This window comes from Actinoplanes awajinensis subsp. mycoplanecinus (assembly GCF_001509495.1).
GTDB lineage: Bacteria > Actinomycetota > Actinomycetes > Mycobacteriales > Micromonosporaceae > Actinoplanes > Actinoplanes palleronii.
On record NZ_LLZH01000351.1, the window covers coordinates 14,317 to 36,371 of the forward strand.

Here is a 22,055-nt window from a genome sequence, read left to right on the forward strand (position 1 = left end):
CGCCGAGCTCGTCCTGGTCGGCGGGCAGGAGACGGTGGAGTTCGGCGCGGATCTTTCCGAGGTCGTCGATGCCGGTCAGGTTCCGAGCGAGCAACTCGCCGGAGTCTGCAGGAGAGGCAAACAGCCGCAAGTGCCTGCTTCACGATCGACGAAGATGATGATTCGCGCGGCGAGGTGCGACCGGCGGATCCACCGATGAATCGCAGACTGAGCGGCGCGTCGACCAGGAACGTCTAAACGCTTGCGATCCTCTCGACTGCTTGCGCGAATCGGCTCCGCAGGTCGCCGTGGCCCAACCGCTCCAGGTGTGACAGGTCGGCCCGATCACGATCCAAGGCTTCGGCGAGCAGCAGGCTGCGTCCGCGCTCCAGGCTCTGCACGGCCGACTGCGGATCGCCGACCCGGACCTGCGCGTATGCGGCCCCGGTAGCGAATCGACCGGCGTTGAGCAACCACAGTTCCTTGTGCCGGCGCAACAGCTGCGTCTGGAACAGATTCCGCACCGCGGACATCCCGTACTCGTAGGCGGTGACCGCTTCCGCCCAGGATGACCGCTTGGTTGCCCAGTTTCCCCACGTTCCGGCGGGGCTCAGCACCTCGCCGGGACTGCTGATCGACCCTACGTGGCAAGCCTCCGCGAATACTGAGCTGATCCGCCCGGCAGTTCGCGGATCAGGATCGTCGGCGTCTGCGGCGATCAGGGCGAGTCCCATGTTGTTCAGGAACTTCGTGCGTCCGGGATCATCGGTCGTGACAGCACTCATCAAAGCCTCGCGAATCTCGATGACCTTCGCCAGGTCGTCGGCGTCGCCCGATGCCTGCCAGCGGCACAGCAGCGATGATGCCCAGTTGTCGAGATAGGCCGGCCGGTCAGGATGGTCATCGGGCATGGCCCGGAGAGCTTTCTCCTGCGCGGCCACGGCACGTTGGAGGTCGCCCATGTCACCGGTGGCCAGATGCCGTTCGGTGAGTGCCCGGCCGAGATTCTGGAGGCAGATGGCGAGATCGGGTCCGGCCGTGACGTCCAGCAGCGAAGAGGCGAGTTCGATGATCAGGTCGAGATCGCCAAGGTGGCGGGTGTGCTGATATCGCGTGGAGATCACCAACGCGAAAGTGTTCATGGCGGGCATACGGCGGCGCGGATCGTGCTGTGGATCTGCCGCTGCATCGAAGACGGCAGCTGCGGCTTCTTCCAGATATCCCAATTCGCCAGTGTGTTCGTACATGTCTCGCAGCGCGAGAGCATAGTTGTTGAGGGCCGTAAGTCGTCCGAGTGAATCAGCTTCGTACGCCTGCGCCGCCTGGCTGTGGAGAAACACCGCCTGACTGAGATCGGGCCACGAGCCGAAGTGGAGATATCGGCTCCAGAGCGCGTTCGCCAGATTCGTGACGTGCCCCAGCACCTCCGGAGTGTCCGAGCCGGTGGCCTGCATTGCCTGCGCGTGGCATTCGACGGCCTGGTCGATGTCCCGGCGTTCGCCCCAGCGCTCGAACCGAGCGCGCCGGATCGTCCCGAGAATGTCGGCGCACAGCGTCGCTATCTCCGAGCCAGCCAGTATCTCCGCTACCGCTCGCTGCGCGGCGTCAACCGCGGCTTCGAGGTCCTCGTCTCCGCCGTGTGTGTGGTAGCTGTCGAGGAAATAGGTTCCGGCATCGGCGAGCGCGGCCACCCTCAGCCCCGGCTGGGCGCTGCTCATCGCGGGATGGCTCAGCAGCTTCCGATACGCCGACGTCAGGTTGTCGAGGTCCCCGACGTCCGACGATTCCCGATATCGCTCTCGCTTCTGCGCGACGTCCGCCAGCATTCCCGCCAAAACCTCCGGAGTCCGGGTGCGCCACCTGAACCGACCGTTGTTCATGTCTGATGCTCCTTCGCAGTGCGCAGGCCGTCGCCGGCCGGTCGAGGCAGCCAAGGCGGCGCGCCCGATCGAAGTCGGACTGGTGCGAGCGAGGTGAAGCGCCGGGTGGCCCTCTCGTAACGATCGGCGAGATCGCCGTGGCCCGCAACGCGCAGCCGATCCGCTGTCCTCCCGGCCTCCAACTGCTCGGACAGGTTCAACGCCCGCCCACCGTCCAGTGCCGCGACAGCACGGGCCGCCGCCCCGGTGCGCATCCACGCGTACGCCTCGCCGGTGGCGATCGCGGAACGCCGGGGCAGCCAGCGCTCCCGGTGGGGCCGGCTCTGCTGGGCGCCGAGCACCTGCCAGTGCGCGGCAGCGGCGGACGACAACGCCGTCGCCGCCTGCCGCCACCGGCCGGCCCGCAGGGCCCAAGCACCCCAGCCTGCGCTGACGTCGAGCCGGGCGACCGGGGTATCGGCCTCGGCGGCCGCCGCCCGGAACGCGCGCCCGGCGGCTGCGGTCTGTCCCAGAGCCTCCAGGGTTTCCGCGTAATCGTGCCGGACCAGGGCCCGGGCGGTCCGGTTGCGCCCCATGGCCCGCAGCGCCCGGCGATAGGTCGTCGCCGCCTCCTCAAGATCACCTTGCCACCGCAGAGCAACGGCCAGACCGGCCAGGATCTGCGCGCGTTCCGGTGAGCCCGAAGGCAGGGCGGCGACGGCTTCGCGGCCGAGAGTGACCGCCCGCTGCGGGTCGATCGACGTCACGGCATCGGCCAGCGCACTGATCAATCCCGGACGGTCAGGCGAGTCCGGACCGACCGCGGCCAGGGCCTGCTCGTGCACCGCGATCGCCTCGTCGGGGTCGTCCTCCGACAAGGCCATGGCCAGGTTGTTGAGCATGGCCGGATAGGCCGGCGAGCGCGGGTCGGTGGCGGCGAGCGCGGCCCGGTGCCGGGCGACCGACTCGGTCAGGTCGTCCACACGGCCCGCGGTGACGAACGCGTCGTGCAGCGACGAGGCCAGCCCGGCCGCGACCATCGGCCCGGACTCCTGTTCGCCCCCGGCCGACCGGGTCAGGTCGTCGGCGGCGGTCAGGTCGGCCGGGTCGCCGTCGTGGGCCCAACGTTCGGCGTGGTAGTCGGCCAACTGTCGCACCTGCGCGTCCGTGGCCGGCGCGTCCATCGCGGCGATCGCCTCGTCCAGGTCCGCCCGCCGTCCGGACCGCCGAAACCGCAAGAACAACACCGACGACAACCTTGCCGTACGCGAGGAGTCCGTCACGTCCCCGTCGAACGTCGATCCGAGAGCCGCCCGCGCCTCCCGGATCGACCGATCGAGGTCAGCGCGCGCCCCGCCGGCCAGGTACCGCATCATCAGCACCCGCCCGGTCGCCGACCGCACGGAAGCCGGCCGCCTTCGAACCCGGTTCAACGCCCCGGCCGCGTCGTTCAGATCAGCCACATCGCCGTACATCTGATACCTGCTGACCAACGTCTCCGCGTAGTAGGCGAGCAGGTCGGGGGCGCGGACCCGCCCGGAGATCGTGCTCCGGAACACGGCGATCGCCTCGTCCACATCGGCACGATCCCCGCCGCCCTCCCAGCGTTCGAGCAACGCGGCGGCCAGGTTCGACGCGTGCACCGCCGTCGTCTGCAAGGCCACCGCGTGCCGGCCGTGCTCGATCGCTGTCTCGAGGTCCCCACGCTCGAGGTGCCCGATCGTCAGACGGTCGTGGAATGCCGCCCGGAACGGCGACGACTCGGGCAGCAGCGCGAACGCCCGATCCCAGCAGTGCAGCGCCTCGTCGAGATCGTCCGAGTCGTCGCCGCCGTTCTGGTGGCGAGTGTGCCGGGCGGTCCCGAGGTTCACCCAGTGCATGGGCTCGTCCGGATCGGCGGTGACCGCCTGTTGCCCGAGGGCCACGGCTCGGTCGATGTCCGCCCACCGGTGAGTCAGGTCGAAGCGGTCCTGCAGCACGGTGCCGAGTTCGGTCAGGATGACCGGCCGCAGCGGGTCCGCCTGAGGCAGCAGGGCCAGCGCCTTCTCGTAGTCGGCTCGGGCCTGCGACAACTCGCCTCGCTCCTGGCGGCAGGCGGCGCGCTGCCGCAGCAGGGCGGCCCGGGTGAGCGGATCGGGGCGGGAGCGCAGCGCCACCTGGACGATCGCCGTCGCGGCTTCGAGATCGGCGTCCCGGCCGCGCGACCGATACCGCTGCACGAGCGCCTCGGCACGGTCGGCCGCGCTCACCGGCGTACCTCCGAAGTCCTCAGCCGGACCGCGGCCGTGCGGTACCGGGCGGCCAGGTCCGGTGCGGTTTCGGCGAGGGCGCGCAGGTCGGCGCGGTCGCGTTCCAGCGCGTCGGTGAGCAGCCGGGCGCGACCCCATTCGAGCCGGTCGACGGCGGTCGTCGTCTCACCGAGCCGCAGATGCGCGTAGGCGGCCGCGGCCGGCAGGGTCCGGACGGCGAACAGCCATGCCTCGACGTCGGCCGGGGACAGCTGGCGGCGCAGCAGACGGTCGGCGGCGGTGACCGCGGCGCCGTACGCGCCGGCCGCGTCCGGCCAGTGCTGCCGGGACGTCGCCCAGTCGCCGTAGGCCTGCGCGCTGCGCAACCACGTCTCCCCGAGCGTCGGCTCGACCACCGCGGACCGGTAGGCGTCCTCGGCCTCCTCGGCGTCGCGCGGGTCGCCGCCGAGTTCGTACCTCGCTCGTAGAACGTTGGCCAGCTTGAGAGCCTGCCCTGCGTGCCGGGCGACCGCCACGGCTTCGTCGGCGTCGGCCCGATCGCCGGTCACCGTGTGCCGGTTGAGCAGCCCCATCGACAGATTGGCCAGGGCCGCGGGCCGCTCGGGCGAGGTCGCGGGCAGGGCGGCGAGTGCGGCCCGGTAGGCGTCGAGGGCCAGGCCCAGCGCTGCCGGGTCGCCGGTGGCGGTCCACAGCGCCCGGTACGTGCCGCTGGCGTTGTTGTGTACGACGGCCGCGTGCGGGCCGGTTTCGGCGATCGCGATGCGGTGCAGTGTGACCGCCCGGTCGAGGTCGGCCGGGTCACCGCGTCGCTGCCACCGCATCCGCAGCGTCACGGCCAGCTGGTCGGGAGCGCTGTCGGCGTACGGTTCCAGCAGCGTCCGGGCCTGTTCGAGGTCGGGCAGGTCGCCGTCGCGCACGTAGCGGTCGCGCAGCACCAGGGCCAGGTTCTGCTGCCAATCGGGGTGGTCGGGTGAGCCCGGTGCGGTGTCCCGCAGCGCCTCCCGCAGCACGACTACGGCCTCGTCCAGGTCGGCCGGGCCACGTTCGGCCAGCACCGAGCCCAGGTCGGCCAGGCGGGCGGGCCGGTCGGGTGAGCCGGGTGTGCTCGCTGCGACGGCCGCACGCAGCAGCGCCACCGCGCGGTCCAGGTCGTCGGGCCGGCCGGTGAGCAGGTGACGTTCGGACAGGGCCACGCCGAGGTTAGTGAGCCACCGGGGGTCATCCGGAGCGGCGACCGAGTCGAGGGCCGCGACGGCCCGGTCCAGGTCGACGGGGTCACCGGCGATCCGGAACAGTTCGAGGCAGGCGTGCCCCAGAGCGGCCAGCGCCTGCGGGGCGTCGAGGCCGTCGAGCAGGGTGGCGGCCGTGGCTGGATCGCCGCTGGTGGTGAGCGCGGAGGCGTAGTTGACCGTGGCGGCCAGGTGACGGTCCGGGTCGGGGGCGCATCGCACCGCCTCGGCCAAGGTGTCCAGGGCCTGCGGCAGGTCGTGGCGTTCGGTCAGGACGAGACCGAAATTGCTCAGCACCGTCGACCGTTCCGGTAGGCCCTCGCCGGTCAGGGCCGCGGCCTTCTCGAAGATAGCGATCGCTATGTCGAGCATCTGCGGGTCGCCGCCGGCGAGGTAGCTCTTGTAGGCGCCGGCGCCGGCCACCGCGTAGTCCGGGACCTGCCGGACGTACGTGCGGACCTCCCGCGTCGCCGTGGCCGGGCCCACCTCGCCGGCCCGTCGCACCAGCGCCAGGTGCAGCAGGTACAGATCCGGGTCGTCGGCGTCCTCGGCGTACGCGGTGAGCCGCTCGAGCGCCTCATCCCGGTCGGTCAGGCGGTGCAGCAACCACCACTTGCGGATCCACCAGCGGGTCCGCAGCAACCGGTCGAGGGTGCTCACGGCCATACCCTCCGCAATTGCTCGGTCAGAAGCGCGGCCCGTCCGGACTCCAGGACCAGCACGGCTTCGGCAGGCAGACCACGCCGTAGCAGCGCACCCGCGGCCCGGGCCGGCACGCCCTGCGCCTCGCGGAGCCAGCCCTCCTTGGCCCGCCGGTGATGCTGGGCGACGACCAGCGCCGATACCGCGGCCAGGGACCGCAGATAGCCCCGGGTGGCCCCGGCCTGGTCGCCGTCGTCGGAGGACAGGATCCCGGCGGCGAGCCCAGCCGAGACGGCGGCGGCCGGGTCGCGCGCGGCGCCGGTACGCCAGGCCTCGTGCAACAGCCGCTCGGCCGTGTCCCGGTCGTGAGGCCCGATCGCCTGTCCGAGATTGTGCAGGTGACGGGCGTACCGCGGATCGGCCTGCGAGGTCGCGTCGAGCGACTCCTGGAACAACGCCACGGCCGGCTCCCACGCACCGAGCTTCTGCAGGCAGGCGGCGACCAGACCGAGCCGGGCCGACCGGTCCGGCGAGTCCTGCGGGGTCGCGGCCAGGGCGGCCTGCGCGCGGTCGGCCGCCACGGCCAGGTCGCCGGGGCCGGACCGCTGCAGCCGGGCGACCGCCGAGGCGGCGAGCCGGTCCCGGTGCGACGGCGACCGGGCCGGTGTCAGCCGCAGGGCCTCGTCGAGCAGGTCGACGGCCCGGTCGAGGTCGGCTCGCGTGCCGATGCGCAGGTAGCGGTCGCGTAGCGCGTCACCCAGGTTGGCCCGGCGGATCGGGCGGCGCGGTGAGTGCGGTGGTGTCGTGGCGACCGCTTCCTCGTAGGCCGCGACCAGTTGCTCCAGCGCCTGGACGTCGCCGGTCTCGTCGTACCAGCGCGACAGCGCGGTGCCCAGGTTGTCCAGCGCACCCGGCCGTTGGACGGGGGTCGCGGCGTCCAGAGCGGCGCGAGCGTCGGCGACGCTGTCGTCCACCTGTAGCTGGGCGGCGGACAGGTTCGCCTGCGTGATCCGGTAGTCCGGGGTACCGGGCGTGTCCAGCCGGAGGGCTTCGGCGAAGGCGGCAACGGCCCGGTCGAGGGCGTCGCCACCGTCACGCTGGTACAACTCCAGCAGCGCGCTGCCGAGATTGTTCAGCGCCACCGGGTTTCCCGGGGCGGCCTGCTCCGACAGACGGACCGCCTCGTCGAGCGCGTCGGCGTCACCATGGTGCCGCCAGCGGTGCAGCAGCGCGGCGGCCAGGTGACTGAGCCGCCCGGGGCGAGGCACCTCCAGCGCCGACCGGTAGGCCGACTCCGCCTCGGCGAGGCTCTCGGGCGCCCCAGTGGCCTGGTAATGGTCGAGGCGCAGGTGGCCGAGCTGCGTCCAGGCGGTCGCCCGGACCTCCGGGTCGTCCGCCCGGGTCCCGGAGCTCAGCATCGCGGCGCGCATGGTCCGCAGGATCCGGCGGTGCGCCGCGGTGCCCCCGGCCAATGGCGATCCGGCTCGCGCCCACTCCGCCTGCAGCTCGCCGAACGCATCGTCAGCCTCGGCGGTCAGCAACTCCGGCCGGGCGCGGACCAGCATGGCCAGTTCCTCACGCGTCCCGAGCTGGACGAACGCGATGATCAGCGGGCGCAGGCCGTCGGCGTCCACGCTCACTCCATCGGGAAGATGCGGTCGCGGGCGCGCAGGTGCCGCAGCGGCCAGAGCCGGAAGTCGAGGTCGTCCTGCTCACCGGGCTTACCGCGATAGAGGGTGGCGCGTTCTTTGCCGGCGGCGCAGGCTTGCTCGAAGGTCGCCTGACCGATCAGGGTGGTCTCTAGGAACCGCCATTTCCCGGAGCGCTTCCAGGTCTCCCAGGCGAGCAGAGCGTGACCGGGGAGCAGAACCAGAGCCGGGCTCAGGGACATCGCTTCGAGGAGGCTGGCCATCAGGACGGTGGCGTCGATGCAGTTGGCCTGGCGGTCGGTCAGGCTCTGACGCGGCAGACGGACCCGCTGCGCGGTGGTCCCTCGGCGATATCCGAAGGAGAAGACCGAATTTACGTACGTGACAGCCCTCTCGCCCAGCGCATCGAACGCGGCCCGGACCTGTGCGGTCACGTCGTCCTCGTCGTTCTGATAGCCGAAAAGCTGGTGGCCGGGGTGATGGGCGGCCACGGCGGTGAGGAAGGCCATGATCTCGGGCGCGTTCGGGGTGACGAAGGCCCCCAGGTACCGGCTCAGGTCGGTTGTGGCCCCGGTCAGCTCGTCGGCCACCCGCATCGCCACGGTGGTCCGGGCGAGCAGTCCGATCGGGAACGTCCGGTGCACCTCGACCTGGCCGTCGAGGTCCTCCACCAGCACGTTGAGCGCGGCGGTGGTCCGCTCGGTGAGGTCGCGGATCCGGTCGGCGAACAGAGCCGGCTGCAGGGTGACCTTCACGGTTCCCGTCGGCACGACCTCGACGGTGTCGACGGCGCGGGCCGAGTAACCCTCGATGTACGAGATGACCCGGACCCGGCGAGGCTTGTCATGGCAGCGGATCTCGCAGTGCACGAGCGGGTGCTCCCGCGGGTCGAGGAACTGGTAGACGGCGGTCGGGACCTCGGTCAGCCCGAGCTTCACCGTCGCCACCAGCCCGGTCGATCGCTCCCCGCGCAGCTCCCGTCCGGAGGTGTCGACGACCTCGAGTTCCTCGCGTTCGCGGCTCAGTTCGCGCAGCTGCCGCTCGGTGCTGACCAGCCGCTCCAACAGGCCGGACGGCGCGTCGGGCGCGAAGGCCGCCCGACGCAGGGCGTTCACCTCCAGGGCGGTCTGGTATTCCTTCTCGCGTAGGTCGTCGAGGCTCACGTGGACTCCCGGTCGGTGTCGTCGATGTCCTCGGACCAGGTCCAGAGCGGTGGCTCCCAGCGCAGCCGACGCCACTGCTCGTTGCGTTCCCGGAACCGCTCGGCCAGGTCGGGCCGGCGCACGGCCAGTTCGCCGCGCAGCGCCTCGGACAGCAGTTGCCCACGGCCGCGTTCCAGGGCAAGCACCGCGTCACCGGGGCGGCCGGCGCGCCCGTGCGCCTCGGCCGTGGCGGTAGCCAGACCCCCGGCCGCCCCCAGCCAGACCTCCTTGTCGGTCCGGTCGAACTGGGTCCGGAACAGCTGCTCGGCCGCGCCCATCGCCTGTTCGTACGCGTGCGCCGCCTCGGGCCAGTCCTGCCGCGCGGACGCCCACCGCCCCCACTCGGTGCCGGCGTTCAGCGCGATCTCGGGCTGCGCCGACTGCGCGTGCGCGCAGGCGTCCCGGTAGGCGGTGACACCGTCGGCTAGGTGCCCGACGTCGCCGGCGCCCATGTAGGCCCGCCGGTGCCCGGCGCCCAGACCGGCCAGGACGACCGGCAGGATCCGCGGCGCCTGCCCAGCCGGTTCCACGGCGGCGGCGAAGCAGTCGAGGGCCTCGGTCAGGTCCCAGGCGTCGCCGAGTCGGGCGTGCCGATGCAGCAGCACCTGCCCGAGCGTGGTCCGCAGCAGCGCGGCCCGGGGTGTGTCCGGGTCGATCCCGCCCAGAGCCTCGGCAAGCTCGGTCGTCGCGGCGTCGAGGTCGCCGGTGGCGCCACCGCGCTCGAACCGGCTGATCCGGGCGGTGGCCAGCGCGCCCAGGGTGATGACCCGGTCCGGGTCGCCCGACGCGAGCAGCGGCGCGGCCTGATCGAGGGCGTCGACGGCCCGGTCGAGGGTGCCGGGGGAGCCGTCACGTTCGTACTGCAGGAGCAGTGTGCTGCCCAGGGTGGTGAGCAGATCCGGGAAATAGTCCTCGCCGGCGCCGAGATCGGCCGCGCGCTGGGCATGCCCGACGGCGGACCGCAGGTCGGCCAGGTCGCCGGACCGTTCGTAGCTCAGGACCAGACAGTTCACGAGGTTGTTGAGCAGAGCCGCACAGTCAGCGCCGTCCGGTGACCGATCAGTCGCGTCGACCGCCTGCCGGGCCGTCTCGATCGCTGTCGTCAGGTGTGCGGGCTCGCCGGTGATGTCGTGCAGCGCCCCGTAGGACGCGGCGAGCTCCCCGAGGTGGCGGGGGAGCTGCTCGTCGTCCGGCTCGACGATCCGCAGGACGGCGTGCAGCGCGGCGATCGAGTCGCGCAGGTCTTGGAGGTCGCCGGTGCGGTCGTGGCGCTGCGCCAGTGCGTTGCCTCGCGCGGCCAGGTAGTCGGGGTGGTCGGGGTCGTCCTCGGCGGTGATCGCCACGGCGGTGGCGAACGCGCCGATCGCCCGGTCGAGGTCGTCCGGGTCACCGCCGGCGTGATAGCGGTCGATCAGGGCGGTGCCCCGCGCGTGGATCATCAGCGCGCGCCGGTCGGCCGGTGCTTCGTCGAACGCCGGGTGGGCGAGCAGAAGGCCGAGGTCGCCGATCGCCCGGGTCAGGTCGCCGTCGCCGCGGTCCAACAGGTAGGTCTCGCTGGAACGGGCCGCGGCCAGCCACGGCGTGTGCAGTGTCGCCGGGATCGCGTCGAGGACTCGGCGGCGGAAGGCCGCCGCAGGCCCGTCACGGTGGGCGTCGGCGAGAAAGGCACGATGCGCTTCGTACGCCCGGACAACGCCCTCGTTCCCGGCGGCCCGGGCTGCGGCGATCCGCGCGGCCATGACCCGACCGGCCTCCTCGGACAGCAGCCACGGGTGGTCCGTGACCAGCCGCTCCGAGGCGGCCCAGGACGGCGCGCCGACCAGCGCGGACAGCAGATCGGTCATGCTGTGCCGTAAGCCGGATCGCCGTACAGCGTGTAGGCCAGCCAGGCCGCGTCACCGTCCTTGTCGCGGACGGCCGTGCGACCTGCCCGCATCGCCTGCCCGACAGTGCTGCCGGGCTGGACCAGAGTGTGGTGGAAGGATTCGGCGAACGTGGTCGCGGGACCGGAGGTTACCGGCCACAGGGTGCCGATGAAGGCTCCCGCCCCGGCCGCGACGAACCGGCGGCCCCAGTCGCTCGGTTCGATGATGCCTTTGAGCGCGGTCGCGCTGTCACAACCGTTGAACAGCACGACCGGCGCCACCGCGGCGAGGTTTTCCGCACCGATCGCGGAGGCGAGTGACCGGTGATCGAACCGGCCGCCGTCGGGAAAGCGCAAGGCCAGGTCCATCTCCAGGTGCGCGGCGATGTGGATCAGAGTGGTCGGCAGGGTGAGCAGCGCGGACATCTGCGTCGCGTTGGTGACCCGTCCCGGCCAGACCCGCGTGCCGGCGCCGAGAGCGGCGGTGACCCGGTCGAACTCCTGATCGGCGTTCGCCGGAGCGTTCTCCGGCCGGACGAACGCGGCCTGCCGGGGGCGCCCCCGCCGGGGAACAGTCGTGCCGCCGGCCGGGCGGGCGACGTCGAACCGCTCCACGAGGAAGCCGGTACCGCCTCCTGGGTCCACCGGGTGAACCAGCTCGAACGGCAGGCTGAAGCCGTCGCTGCGCACGTGCAGCGACGTGACCTCGGGCGGAAGACCCCGCAGTTGATCACGGATGTCCCCGGGGAACAGCTCCATCCACAGCTCGGCGCCGAGTTCCCGCAGCCGCAACCGCCGTTCCGCCGCGCCCGTCTCACCGGTCGCGAGCACGCTGAGCTCGCTGGTCAGCCAGGTCAGGGCATCGTCGGAGACCGGGCCGGTCAGCACCTCCTCGCCGTCCGTCTCGTGGCTGACGCTCATCGCGAGCCGTTCCCCGACCCGGGTCACCTCGAGGCGCGCATCCCTGGGATTTCGCTCCACCCCGGAAAGGCCGGCCTTGACGTGCACGGGGTCGGCACGCGGTCCGGCAGCCACGGCGAGGGTCACCTCGCCGACCTGAGTGCCGCCCGCGTAGGCCCGCACGCTGATCGCCTCGGGTCGCCCTCCGGCCCGGCTGCGCAGGCCGAACTCGATCCGCGACGAACCCGTCCCGGACGGCAGGGGCAGCTTCTGCCGCCAGTTGCTGTCTTCGGCCGGCTCGAACCCCGGCGCCTTCAGTACGACGGTGAGCTCACGGCTCGTCGAGTCGCCCAGGTTCAGCCGGTCGTACTGCCCGAGCGGCGTGCCGGTGACTGCCACCTCGACGCTGAACTCGTGGCCGACGGGCACCTGGGCCGGCGCCTCCACGTCCAGGAAGTGCTCGGCCGAGCGATGCTGAGTGGGCGGCTGCTGCTGCAGGAACAGCTCACGCAGGACCGGATGGCTCCTCAACGCCTTGGCCACGGCGAAGAACCGATGATCCGACCGGCCGAGCGCTTCGGTGATCCGTGCCGCGACCTCGGCCGCCTCGTCCGCGGGCATCATCAGCGGTAGCAGCGCCAACGCCGCGTCCGCATACCGGAGGTAGACCTCTTCGGTGTCCATTCACGCTCCGATGTATCCGAAGGCCGCCCACGACTCCGGACCGCCGTAGGTGTGTGACCCGGGCTCGCGGAAGACCAGGTCCGCGACGATGCGCTCGGCGGCGGCCAGCGGCAGCCACGTCGCGCCGGCCTCGGCCGCGGCCTCGTAGGTGCTGACGATCTGTTCGTCCGGGGTGTCGCGCAGCCAGCACTGCGCCTCCCGCAGCGCCACCGCCGGCTCCTTCTCGTCCTGCCGCCACCGCCGATAGAACTCGATCATGAGCAGTAGCGTCGGCATGTCCCCGACCAGCCACAACGACGCGACGATTCCGCCCACCCCTGCCTGCAGCAGCCCGGTCGGCAGGGCGATCACCTCGTCCGGCAGCTCGTCGCCGGGCAGCGACGACTCGCAGGCCGACAACACCACCAGCCGCATCCGCAGGTTCAGGGCGAAGATGTCGCGCAGGGTCAGCGCCTGCCCGTCGGCCAGGGCCAGCCCACTGTCCAGCGGGGCCTGCAGCCGGGCGAACCCGTGCCCGGCGAAGTGCGCCACGTCGGCCTTCTGCAGCGCGGCGGTCACCTCGGCCAGACCGGCCCGCGCGCCGAGCACGGTCGCGGCCTTTCCGAACCAGGCGCTCGCGGCGGTCACCTCGGCCTCGGGCGCGTCGAGGGTGCCACCCGGATCGGTGACCCCGAGGAACGTGCCGACCGGTAACTGCGCCAGGCCGCGGGCGACAGCCAGTGAGCGGGCGTTGGGCACATAGGTCAGGGTGATGTCGTCGAGCGCGTACCGGCGTTTCTGCCCGGTCTCGTCGAATGTCCAGGCCGCGTGCAGCGGCAGCAGGCCGAGCTGCCCGCCGGCCACCAGAACGGCGGCCGGGGCCGCCCCGAGCTCGGTGACGACCGCGCCCATCACCGCCGTCCACAGCCACCCGGTCACCTCGTCGATCGCCGCGCGCCACGGCCCGGCCGCGGCCGGATCCCGGCGCTGGGACGCGAAGGTCCGGTAGGCCTCCCGATATCGGGTCACCTGCTCGCGCAGGGCCGCCTCGGTGAGGTCGTCGGCGGCAACCGGGGTGACCTGCTGTCCGCGAACGATCAGGGCCAGCCCGCCCTGCTCGGCCGCGGCCAGATAGACAAGCGGCTGATCACCGGCAGCCTCGGCCACGTCGTCGAAGGTCGGCGCGGTCAGGAAGTTCTCGTATCCCGGCACAGCGCGGATCTCGTCGATGACCTCGTCGAGTTCCTGCCGGGCGGCACGGATGTCGTCGAACGTGGACTCGTCGTCGGCCACCGGGCTCCTCTCCGTCGAGGATCACGGACCCGGTGCGCGGGTCCGCAGCAACGCACGCGATTCTAGGTGAGATCGCCGCTACCCACCGTTGTCCGCATTCTGTCAGGAGGAAATGTCGTGATCCGGATCGAGGCGCTGCCCGCCCGCGACGGCGACTGTCTGTGGGTCGAGTGGGAACACGAGGGCCGCACCCGGCGGATGCTCGTCGACGGCGGGCGGGGCCGGGCCGCGGCGCGCCGCATCGAGGCGTTGTCGATCGATGACCGGCACGTCGACCTGGTCGTGTGCACCCACATCGACGCCGACCACATCGAGGGCATCCTCGACCTCTTCGCGCAGCCGCCGGCCGGGTTCACCGCCGGCGAGGTGTGGTTCAACGGGCAGCGCCACCTGCGTGATGACGTGACCGGCCCGCGGCAGGGCTCCCGGCTCGAACTGATCCTGGGCCGGGCCGGCGTGCCGTGGAACGCCAGGTTCGGCAACGGCGCCGTGGCGGTGGCCGAGGACGGCCCGCTGCCGGTGAAGCAGCTTCCCGGGCTGACCGTCACGCTGCTCGCGCCGGGCCCGGCCGAGCTGTCCAGCCTGGATCGGGCCTGGCCGGACGTGCTGGCCGAGCTCGACGACCCGCTGCAGGGGCGCAGAGGTCCCGACCCGGACGCCGGCGTGGACCTGGCCGCGCTGGTCGATCGGTTGTCCACGCCGGACGAGTCCGCGGCCAACGGGTCCAGCATCGCGTTCCTGGCCGAGCACGCGGACGGCGGGCGCGTGCTGTTCACCGCGGACGCCCCGGCCGCGCCGCTGCTGGCCGGGCTGCGCCGGCTGGCCCCGGACGGCGCTCCGGTGCCGGTCGCCCTGTGCAAGGTGCCGCATCACGGCAGCCACCACAACGTCAGCACCGCCCTGGTCGCCGCCCTGGACTGCCCGAACTGGCTGCTGTCGACCAGTGGCGCCGGGCACGGACACCCGGACCGCCGGGCGATCGCCCGGATCGTCGCGGGCTCACCCGGGGCGACCCTCTGGTTCAACTACGCGAGCGGCACCACCGCGGAGTACGCCGAGCCGGGAGCGCACGGATACCACGCGGTTCATCCGGCGCCCGGCCACGAGGGGATCGCCCTGGAGGTGGAGAACGGCCGGGTGACCGAGGTTCCACTCTGATCAGCCGAGCATTTCCAGAGACACGAAGAGCTGATTTCCGTACGCCGTGGCAGCGCGCCACACCGTCAAGCGCCGGCACAGCAGCAGCCACGCGATCACCGCACCGCCGTCGAAGGTCAGCACCCCGATGATCTGCGAACGGGTCAGCGCGGCCGAGGCGAGCAGGCCGAGCAGCAGCGCGGCGCCGCCGGAGAGCACGCAGACCGCGCCCAGGCCGCTGGCATACATGTTTGCGCCAGAATCCGTACGTGACGTTCTCGGCCATGACCAGTGGGAGCCGTGACGTGTCTCGGGTCCTCCCGCAGCGCGGCGACCGCGGCGGCGTACTCGTGGTCGGCGCGTTCCGGATCGTCCAGCTCGGCCTTCTCGTCGGGCAGGGCGAAACCGAGGTGCCGGGCGATGAGCTGATGCCGGCGCGCGACCACCTCGGGTGCCTCGGCACCGTGCCAGCGCAGCATCACCTCGGTCGGCCGCCCGCCCCACTGCCGGAACAGCCGCATCTGCACCCGGCGGCCGTGGTCGCGGGCGACCTGTGCGGCCAGCAGCGGCAGGACGACGACTCCGGCCAGGATGACCAGCGCGCCGACGCCCGGCCCGGCCACGGGCAGCAGGAACAGGCCGAGCACGACCGGGGGCAGGGTCACGAGCACCGCCGGTGCGAGGCGAGCTCTACGTCCGTACAAGAAAGGTGCCTTGATCTTGACGGTCGCAGGTGCCGGCGGCGCGACCGACGTGCTGAATTCAGGCTGCCCGGCGCCGGGCAGCCACAGCCAGGCGACCGCGGTGTACTCCTTCTCGGTGACGACGACCTGGTGGAACAGGTCCGCGCGCACTGTCGCCCGGCCGCTGCAGACCCAGTCGGCGTAGACCCAGTCGGCGTAGACCCAGTCGGCGTAGACCCAGTCGGAGAGCACCACCACCAGGTCGACCGATGGATGACGCAGCAGTGCTTCCCGCGACGCGGCCGCGCTGACCAGCCGGGACACGGCCACGACGGTCCGTCCGGCGAAGCCGTTGCGGGCCGGCGACACGAGGCCTTCGTCCATCGCCAGCCGCAGTCGCAGCCGTCTCGCGCCGGGCTGGGAGCTGTTGTGGCGGCGCAAAGCGGCGTCCAGCTCCAGGCAGAACTCGCCGACCACCCGGTCGAGGCGGTCCGCGGCGGGGATCAAGGCCAGCTCCTCGTCGCCCTTGGCCTGGCGGATCCAGCGGGCGCGGTTCAGGCCGACCCGGTCGGCGGCGCGTTCCAGCAGGGTGAGCAGGGCGTCCTGGTGGCGGACTGGCGGGGATCGTCGTTGCGGCTGTAGCCCTGGACATCGACCGACAGGCAGAGGTATCGATCGGGGGCGGGGACGACCGGCGTCACGCCTCATCGTCTCCCGTCGTCGCACGGGCGGCAAGGCCCGGCGCGGCCAGCTCGGTGAACCGCCGGGCCAGCTCTCCGCGGGCCGAACCGCTCAGGCGCTGCAGGTCGGCCGGGGTCCGGTCCAGGGCCTCCCTCAGCAGCACACCGCGGGCGCGTTCCAGCCCGGTGACCGCGCCGGCGAGGTCGCCGGACCGGAGGGCGGCCTGGCTCCGGCCCGGGCCGACCTCGGCGCCGTCGCGCAGCCAGGTCTCCTTGTGGGCGCGGCCGCCCTGGGTGCGGACCAGCTGTTCCATCGCGGTCAGGGCCAGCTCGAAGGCGTTCGCGGCCTCGGTCCAGCGGCCGATCCGGGAACTCCACCGGCCCCAGTGGATTCCGGTACGCAGCAGTGTGGCGGTGTCGGCGAAGCGGCTCGCCTCCTCAAACGCTTCCGAGGCGGTCCGACGGTCGGCCTCGGTGCCGGACCGCTCGTGACGCCGGGCCAGGGCTGTGGCCAGCGCATCGAGCCAGCCGCCGAGCAGCGGTGATGTTCTCGGCGTCAGGTCCACCGCGGTCCGCAACGCTTCGACGGCCAGGGTGAGGTCTTCGGTGACGTCGTCGCGCAGGTGACGTTCGAGGAGAGCCCGGCCGAGATTGTGCTGGTCGGCGGCCTGCTCGCGCCAGCCGATCCGGCCGCTGTCGCGGATCGCCCGGGTGAAACAGGCCAGGGCCCGGTCGAGGTCGCCGGGATCGGCCCGGTCCCGGTAGCGGTCGAGCAGGCCGCCGCCCAGGTTGCCGAGCAGGCTGGACCAGGTCGGCGTCCCGGGAGAACTGAGGGACACCGCGTCCTCGAGCGCGGTGATCGCCGTGTCCAGGTCGTCCGGCAGGCGCAGGCGTTCCCAGCGTTCCGCGACGGCCAGGCCCAGGTTCGTGCTGATCCCGGCCCGGTGCGGTGCGTCGGCCGGGCAGGCGTCGGCGGCACTTTGGAAGGCGGTGATCGCCGCGTCGACATCGGTGATGTCGGCGGTGCGGTCGTAGCGGTCCAGCAGCGCCACACCGAGATAGGACTGGCAGATCCACCATTCCGGAACGTCCACGGGAGTCCGGCGCAGGGCCTCGGTAAGGGCGCGCAGGCCGCTGTCGAGCAGGGCCGGATCGCCCTCGTCCCGGTAGAGCTGCAGCCGGACCTCACCGAGCTGGGCCAGCGCGGCCACGGCCAGGTCGTCATCGCGGGTGCGGGCGACGGCCAGCTCGGCCGTGGTGATCGCCTCGTCCAGCCGACCCGGCTGAGTGCTCAGCACCCGGGACTTGTTGATCAGCAGCGCCCACTGGATCCGGTCGTCGCGATCTTCCTGCCGCCCACGCTCGCAGGCGGCCAAGGCTTCGGTCAGATCGTCCGGTACGCCGGTCGCGCTGTGGCGCAGTATCAGCGCGTCAGCCAGATTGTTCAGCAGTCCGGGCAGTTCGGCGGCGCCGGGCTCCGCCGTCTGTTCGGCCCGTTGCAGGGCCAGGATGCCGCTGTCGAGGGCTTCGAGGTCACCGCCCGACCGGTACCTGTCGAAGCACACCGACGCGAACCGCATGGACCAGAACGTGCGCCAGGGTGACCCGGGGGACACGGTCGCGGCTGCTTCGACCAGGGCGAGCAGGCCCTCGTCGACCTCGTCGGGCATGTCGCTGTCGAGCAGCGGCAACGCCTCCTGCGCGAACCCCCGGGCGACGGCGTCCATCGTGGCGGCGACCCCGACGGCCCGGCAGTTGGCCAGCAACACCCGGTATCTCTGGAGACTCTCGGCGGCATCGGTCACCGAATCCGGGTGCCGCTGCCCGATCCAGTCGGCCAGGATCGCGTCGGCATCGGTGCTGTACAACTCCGGATCGGACTCCAGCAGCCGTCGCCGGTTGGGCCAGGGACGGCCGTTGACGAGCGCCATCAGTCGATCCGGTAGCGGCTCCATGACGATAATGGTGCTCCAGGTACACGTGTCACGGGAGCCGGTGACCCATGGATGTATTTCAGCAGCTGACCGACGACTACAACCGCCGCGCCCGTCTCGTGCCCGCCATCCTCGTCGTCCTGCCGATCGCGATCCTGGCCGTTCTGGCCGTGCCCGTCCTGGTCACACTGTGGGGCAAGGTCGCCGCGCTCCTCATCGCGGCCGGGCTGCCGTTCGTGGCGTCCCAGGTGGTCCGGGACCGGGGGCAGCGGGTTCAGCAGCGGCTGTACCAGGACTGGCAGGGCGGGCCGGCCGAGGATCTGCTGCGCTGGCGGTCGGCCGAGCCGCGACCTGCGGTCGCCCGTCGGCACAGCCTGGTGACCAAACATCTCGGCATCGAGTTGCCGGACGCGGCGGGGGAGGCCGCGCAGCCGGGGGAGGCGGATGACGCGTACCGGACAGCGGTCACCGCGCTGCGCGAGCGAACCCGGGACGCGAAAATGTTTCCGCTGGTCGTGGAGGAGAACATCGCCTATGGCTTCCGCCGCAACACGTACGCCTGCCGGATCCCGGCGATCGTCGTGTGCGCCCTGATGGCGCTCGTGACACTGTTGGTGGCGGCCACGGGCCTGCTGCCGCTTGGCTGGAAGCAGCAGGCCGGTCTCGTGACCTTCGACGTCGTGGCGGCAGCGGGTTGGGCGCTGTGGTGCACTGCAGATGCGGTGCACCGGGCCGCGCAGGGATACGGGCGGCAGTTGGTGGCCGCGCTGGAGATCCTGGATTCCGACCGCCAGCAGGCCTGACTACAGGCTCACCGCCGGAACGAACGTGGAACCGCGACGGGGTGCGGCGTCAGCCGGCATCGACGGCGATGAGATCAGAGTCTACCGTCCGTGCGGGCGCGGATCAGCTTGATCAGGCGGACCGTGACGTCGCGGTCCTTATTGCTGGTCGGGTCGGTGACGACCTGCACGTAGCAGACCCGGTCGGCGATGACGAAGGTCGCGGTGTTATCACTGGCGAACCGGATCCCGTCCGGGCCGGCGTCGCCCGGTTCACAGGGTGCACGGAGACCGGACCACGCCAGGTTGCCTACCGGATCGAGATTTTCTCCAGGACGGCCGGCACGGCGGCCGTCAACATCTTCGTCCGCACCGAACGCAGCAGCTTCGCCATGAAGAAGCCGCCGGCGCCCGTGAAGCCGGTGTGTTCCCAGGTGAATCGGGTGCCCGTCGGTGACTTCTCGAGCCGGTACGCCACGAAGCTGGGCGCCGCGCCCTCGTCCCCGACCCAGGTGTAGCGCAGCAGCCGCGGCGCGTCGACCTCGAGAACCTCGCAGTCGACGATGCCGCGCCAGCCCATCACCGGCCTCGCGATCAGCCGGAAATGCGTGTCGGCCACCGGTGCGAAGCCTTCCGGGCGCCCGCCCTGCCCGGTGACGGTCCACTGCGCGACAAGGTCGGGCTCGGTCAGCACCCGCCAGACCTGCTCGATCGGGTACGGGTAGTCACAGACGATGCGGAACTCGCTCATCACGCCTCCATATTTTTACCGTCGCTATAAATTTACTGTAGCAGTATTTTTTCTGGGACCGTACTAAACTCAGCGCATGACCGAAGGGCTCCGCGAGCGCAAGAAGCGCGAGATGCGCCGCCAGCTGTCCGACACCGCGGCGCGACTGTTCCTGCAGGACGGCTTCGACGCGTTCCGGGTGGCCGACGTCGCCGAGGCCTGCGGCGTCTCGGAGAAAACCGTCTACAACTACTTCCCGACCAAGGAGTCCCTGGTCCTGGACCAGCTCGAGACCACCATGTCAGCCCTGCGCACCGGCCTCGCCGACCCCTCGGCGCCCCCGGTGCAGGCGGCGCTGCACATCCTCGACACCGAACTCACCGCCATGACCGCTGGCCTGGCCGCGAGCGGCAACCCCGGCGCGGCCATCGCCGGCTACCAGCGCTTCGGCGAGTTGATCGCCGCCACTCCCTCGCTGCGGGCCTACCAGAGCGACATGATGGACCGCTTCGTCGCCGTGGCCGCGGAACTACTCGCCGACCAGGTCGCGCTACCTCCCGACGACCCCGAGCCGCAGATCGCCGCCACTGCCCTGCTGGGCCTCTGGCGCGTCCAGTTCCAAAGCCTGCGCCGCCACCTGGCCACCACCTCGGACCCCGCGACACTGCACACGAAGGTCACCGCCGACGTCCACCGCGCCGCCCGGCTCCTGGAGAACGGCCTGACCTCAAGTTGGCCAACCTGACCTGCAGCTGAGCCCTCCTGCTCTCACGCCTGCGCGAGGTAGCGCAGCCCCCGCTTCATGAACGTGCGCGGGTTGGTGTCCAGATAGCGCGCCCACGCCGGGTCGGACTCGCCGCGCAGCCAGGCATAACGCGCCAGCGCGTAGCCGAACATCGGCTCGGTCAGATAGCCCAGCCGCGACGTGCGATAGCTGTTCTCGCCCCGAGAGAACTCGAAGGCGGCGTTCGCGCCGAAGATGCCCATGCCGAAGAAGACGGTGAGCAGGTCGGTCAGCGGCTCGTGGTCGCGGCGGTCCGGCGGGACCTGGCCGTCGGCGAGCAGCAGCACGTGGCCCAGCTCGTGGGCGATCGTCGCCTCGGGCACGGGCGGGGGAAGGACTGGCGCGCCGGATCGGCTGACGCCGTCGCTGGACAGCGTTGACCTGCTGGTACTCGGTGGGCCGACGCACGCGTTCTCGATGAGCCGCCCGGCCACCCGGGCCGACGCCGCGCGGCAGGGCCCGATCCGCGACGGCGCCCAGGCCGCCGGAAATCCGCGAGCCCAACAAGCTGTTCGCTGACGTATTCACCGCGTCGAACTTGTCATTTCGGGCTGTGTCTTAGGGGGCAGGGCAGCGGCCGTTCGGGAGTAGTACTCCAGCAGGAGATCTGTTTCAGGGCTCGGTGAGGGCTTGTCTGGCGTAGTGGCCGATTTTGGCGATGGCTTGATGCCGGCGTCGGAAGATGGACCAGGCGATGACGTCAGCGGTGGTGCGGGCAGGTGCGATGACCAGGGCGTGGAACATGCGGCAGAGCTCGTTGACGGTGATGTCGATCAGTCCGTCAGGGCTGGCCGTGCTGATGGTTGTCGCTGCGGCGAGGAACGCGTGGGCGGCGATGACCAGGGCGGTCCAACGATGCCACGCGGTCCAGCGGCGGTGTTGATGCTGGTCCAGGCCGAGGCTGGTTTTGGTGGCCTGGAACGATTCCTCGATGCTCCATCGGTAGCCCGCGACGGTGACCAGGTGGTGCAGCGGGACCTGCTCGGGTGACCAGCAGCGGTAGAAGGCCAGCTCACCGGTGCTGCGGTTGCGGCGGATCAGCAACCAGTGACGACCTTCATACAGGTCAGCGGCCTTGGGCAGAGTGATGAATGCCCAGTCGTAGTAGCGGTAGCCTTTCGCGCCGTTGCCGGCAGAGATCCGCTGCCAGGCCTGTTTCGGCAGGCCGGCAGTGATGTGGTCGGCTCGTCGAACGCCGAGACCGGTCGGGACGCGGTGCGAGCAAGCGACCGCGAGGACGTAGCCGAGCTGGTGCCGGCGCAGGGCCGCGGCCAGCTGGGGGTCACCGCCGTAGGCTTCGTCGCCGGCGACCCATCGACACGGCAGGCCACCGGCCAGGGCAGTGTCGATCAGCCGGCGGGCCAGCTGCGGTTTCGTGGCGAACTCGACGCTGTCCGGGACACCGGCCGCGGCACGTCGTTGCGGGTCGTCGGTCCAGGACTTGGGCAGGTAGAGGGCAACATCGAGCAGTGTGTGCCCGTGCGGGGTGGCGTAGGACAGGTGCACGGCGAGCTGGCAGTTCTCGATTTTCCCGGCGGTGCCGGAGTACTGGCGTTGCACGCCGACGGTCCGGGTGCCTTTCTTCAGATCGCCGGTCTCATCGACCAGCAGGATCCCGTCCGGATGGCCGAGCCGGGCCGTCACGAAGTCCCGCACGTCGGCGCGGATCTCGGCGTCGTGCCAGCTCGCCCGGCTGATCAGGTCCTGCATACCGCCCGGACCGTCGTCACCGGCGTGCTCGGCGATCGTCCAGCAGTTCTTGGTCGGTAGCGGGGCGAGGAGCCCGGCGATGAAGT

Annotated in this window: 17 protein-coding genes; 3 read left to right on the forward strand and 14 right to left on the reverse strand. The window is 71.5% G+C overall.

What is annotated here, in order from left to right:
* Positions 1-233: 233 nt before the first annotated feature.
* The 8 genes from ADL15_RS50350 to ADL15_RS50385 are packed head-to-tail and all read right to left on the reverse strand — an operon-like array spanning position 234 to position 13,529.
* Positions 234-1,859, reverse strand: a complete 1,626-nt coding sequence (locus tag ADL15_RS50350; RefSeq protein ID WP_157442113.1) for a hypothetical protein — start codon at positions 1,857-1,859, stop codon at positions 234-236.
* Positions 1,856-4,087 carry a tetratricopeptide repeat protein gene (locus tag ADL15_RS50355; RefSeq protein WP_067708554.1) on the reverse strand — a complete coding sequence of 744 codons (2,232 nt, stop codon included), beginning with the start codon at positions 4,085-4,087 and terminating at the stop codon, positions 1,856-1,858. The genes ADL15_RS50350 and ADL15_RS50355 overlap by 4 nt, the downstream gene beginning before the upstream one ends.
* Positions 4,084-5,976 carry a hypothetical protein gene (locus ADL15_RS50360; protein ID WP_157442114.1) on the reverse strand — a complete coding sequence of 631 codons (1,893 nt, stop codon included), beginning with the start codon at positions 5,974-5,976 and terminating at the stop codon, positions 4,084-4,086. Before ADL15_RS50360 ends, ADL15_RS50355 begins: the two co-directional genes overlap by 4 nt.
* On the reverse strand, positions 5,973-7,592 hold the full coding sequence (locus tag ADL15_RS50365) for a hypothetical protein (RefSeq protein ID WP_067708563.1): 1,620 nt from the start codon (positions 7,590-7,592) through the stop codon (positions 5,973-5,975). Before ADL15_RS50365 ends, ADL15_RS50360 begins: the two co-directional genes overlap by 4 nt.
* Before the next feature lie 2 nt (positions 7,593-7,594).
* A complete protein-coding gene (locus tag ADL15_RS50370; RefSeq protein WP_067708565.1) occupies positions 7,595-8,770 on the reverse strand; it encodes a hypothetical protein in 1,176 nt (391 codons plus the stop codon).
* On the reverse strand, positions 8,767-10,653 hold the full coding sequence (locus ADL15_RS50375; RefSeq protein WP_067708568.1) for a hypothetical protein: 1,887 nt from the start codon (positions 10,651-10,653) through the stop codon (positions 8,767-8,769). The genes ADL15_RS50370 and ADL15_RS50375 overlap by 4 nt, the downstream gene beginning before the upstream one ends.
* A complete protein-coding gene (locus ADL15_RS50380; protein ID WP_067708576.1) occupies positions 10,650-12,257 on the reverse strand; it encodes a CHAT domain-containing protein in 1,608 nt (535 codons plus the stop codon). The genes ADL15_RS50375 and ADL15_RS50380 overlap by 4 nt, the downstream gene beginning before the upstream one ends.
* Entirely contained in the window at positions 12,258-13,529 is a 1,272-nt protein-coding gene (locus ADL15_RS50385; RefSeq protein WP_067708579.1) for a CHAT domain-containing protein, read from the reverse strand.
* Positions 13,530-13,646: 117 nt separating this feature from the next.
* Here ADL15_RS50385 and ADL15_RS50390 point away from each other — a divergent pair, with 117 nt between their 5' ends.
* The gene (locus tag ADL15_RS50390) at positions 13,647-14,687 is read left to right on the forward strand and encodes an MBL fold metallo-hydrolase (RefSeq protein ID WP_067708582.1); all 1,041 of its coding nucleotides are present in this window, start codon (positions 13,647-13,649) and stop codon (positions 14,685-14,687) included.
* Here the strand turns inward: ADL15_RS50390 and ADL15_RS50395 are convergent, their stop codons facing one another.
* The 3 genes from ADL15_RS50395 to ADL15_RS50405 form a co-directional block, all read right to left on the reverse strand.
* A complete protein-coding gene (locus ADL15_RS50395; protein ID WP_157442115.1) occupies positions 14,688-14,915 on the reverse strand; it encodes a hypothetical protein in 228 nt (75 codons plus the stop codon).
* Positions 14,831-15,856, reverse strand: coding sequence for a hypothetical protein (locus ADL15_RS50400; RefSeq protein WP_067708589.1), 1,026 nt, complete (start codon positions 15,854-15,856; stop codon positions 14,831-14,833). Before ADL15_RS50400 ends, ADL15_RS50395 begins: the two co-directional genes overlap by 85 nt.
* A gap of 190 nt (positions 15,857-16,046) precedes the next feature.
* The gene (locus ADL15_RS50405; RefSeq protein ID WP_157442116.1) at positions 16,047-17,984 is read right to left on the reverse strand and encodes a hypothetical protein; all 1,938 of its coding nucleotides are present in this window, start codon (positions 17,982-17,984) and stop codon (positions 16,047-16,049) included.
* 47 nt (positions 17,985-18,031) lie between these two features.
* Between ADL15_RS50405 and ADL15_RS50410 the strand changes: the two genes are divergently transcribed.
* Positions 18,032-18,766 (forward strand): hypothetical protein, encoded by a 735-nt coding sequence (locus ADL15_RS50410; RefSeq protein WP_067708595.1) that lies wholly within the window; start codon positions 18,032-18,034, stop codon positions 18,764-18,766.
* A 289-nt stretch (positions 18,767-19,055) separates the two neighbouring features.
* On the opposite strand, the gene ADL15_RS50415 is transcribed toward ADL15_RS50410, so the two are convergent.
* Complete coding sequence (locus ADL15_RS50415) at positions 19,056-19,496, reverse strand: SRPBCC family protein (RefSeq protein ID WP_067708598.1); 441 nt, start codon at positions 19,494-19,496, stop codon at positions 19,056-19,058.
* A gap of 76 nt (positions 19,497-19,572) precedes the next feature.
* Here ADL15_RS50415 and ADL15_RS50420 point away from each other — a divergent pair, with 76 nt between their 5' ends.
* Positions 19,573-20,220, forward strand: coding sequence for a TetR family transcriptional regulator (locus ADL15_RS50420; protein WP_067708600.1), 648 nt, complete (start codon positions 19,573-19,575; stop codon positions 20,218-20,220).
* A 23-nt stretch (positions 20,221-20,243) separates the two neighbouring features.
* Here ADL15_RS50420 and ADL15_RS54865 read toward each other — a convergent pair whose 3' ends face one another.
* Positions 20,244-20,582, reverse strand: a complete 339-nt coding sequence (locus ADL15_RS54865; protein ID WP_067708603.1) for a hypothetical protein — start codon at positions 20,580-20,582, stop codon at positions 20,244-20,246.
* Between the two features lie 289 nt (positions 20,583-20,871).
* On the reverse strand, positions 20,872-22,055 hold a 1,184-nt coding region (locus tag ADL15_RS50430), incomplete at its 5' end, for an IS701 family transposase (protein ID WP_157442118.1).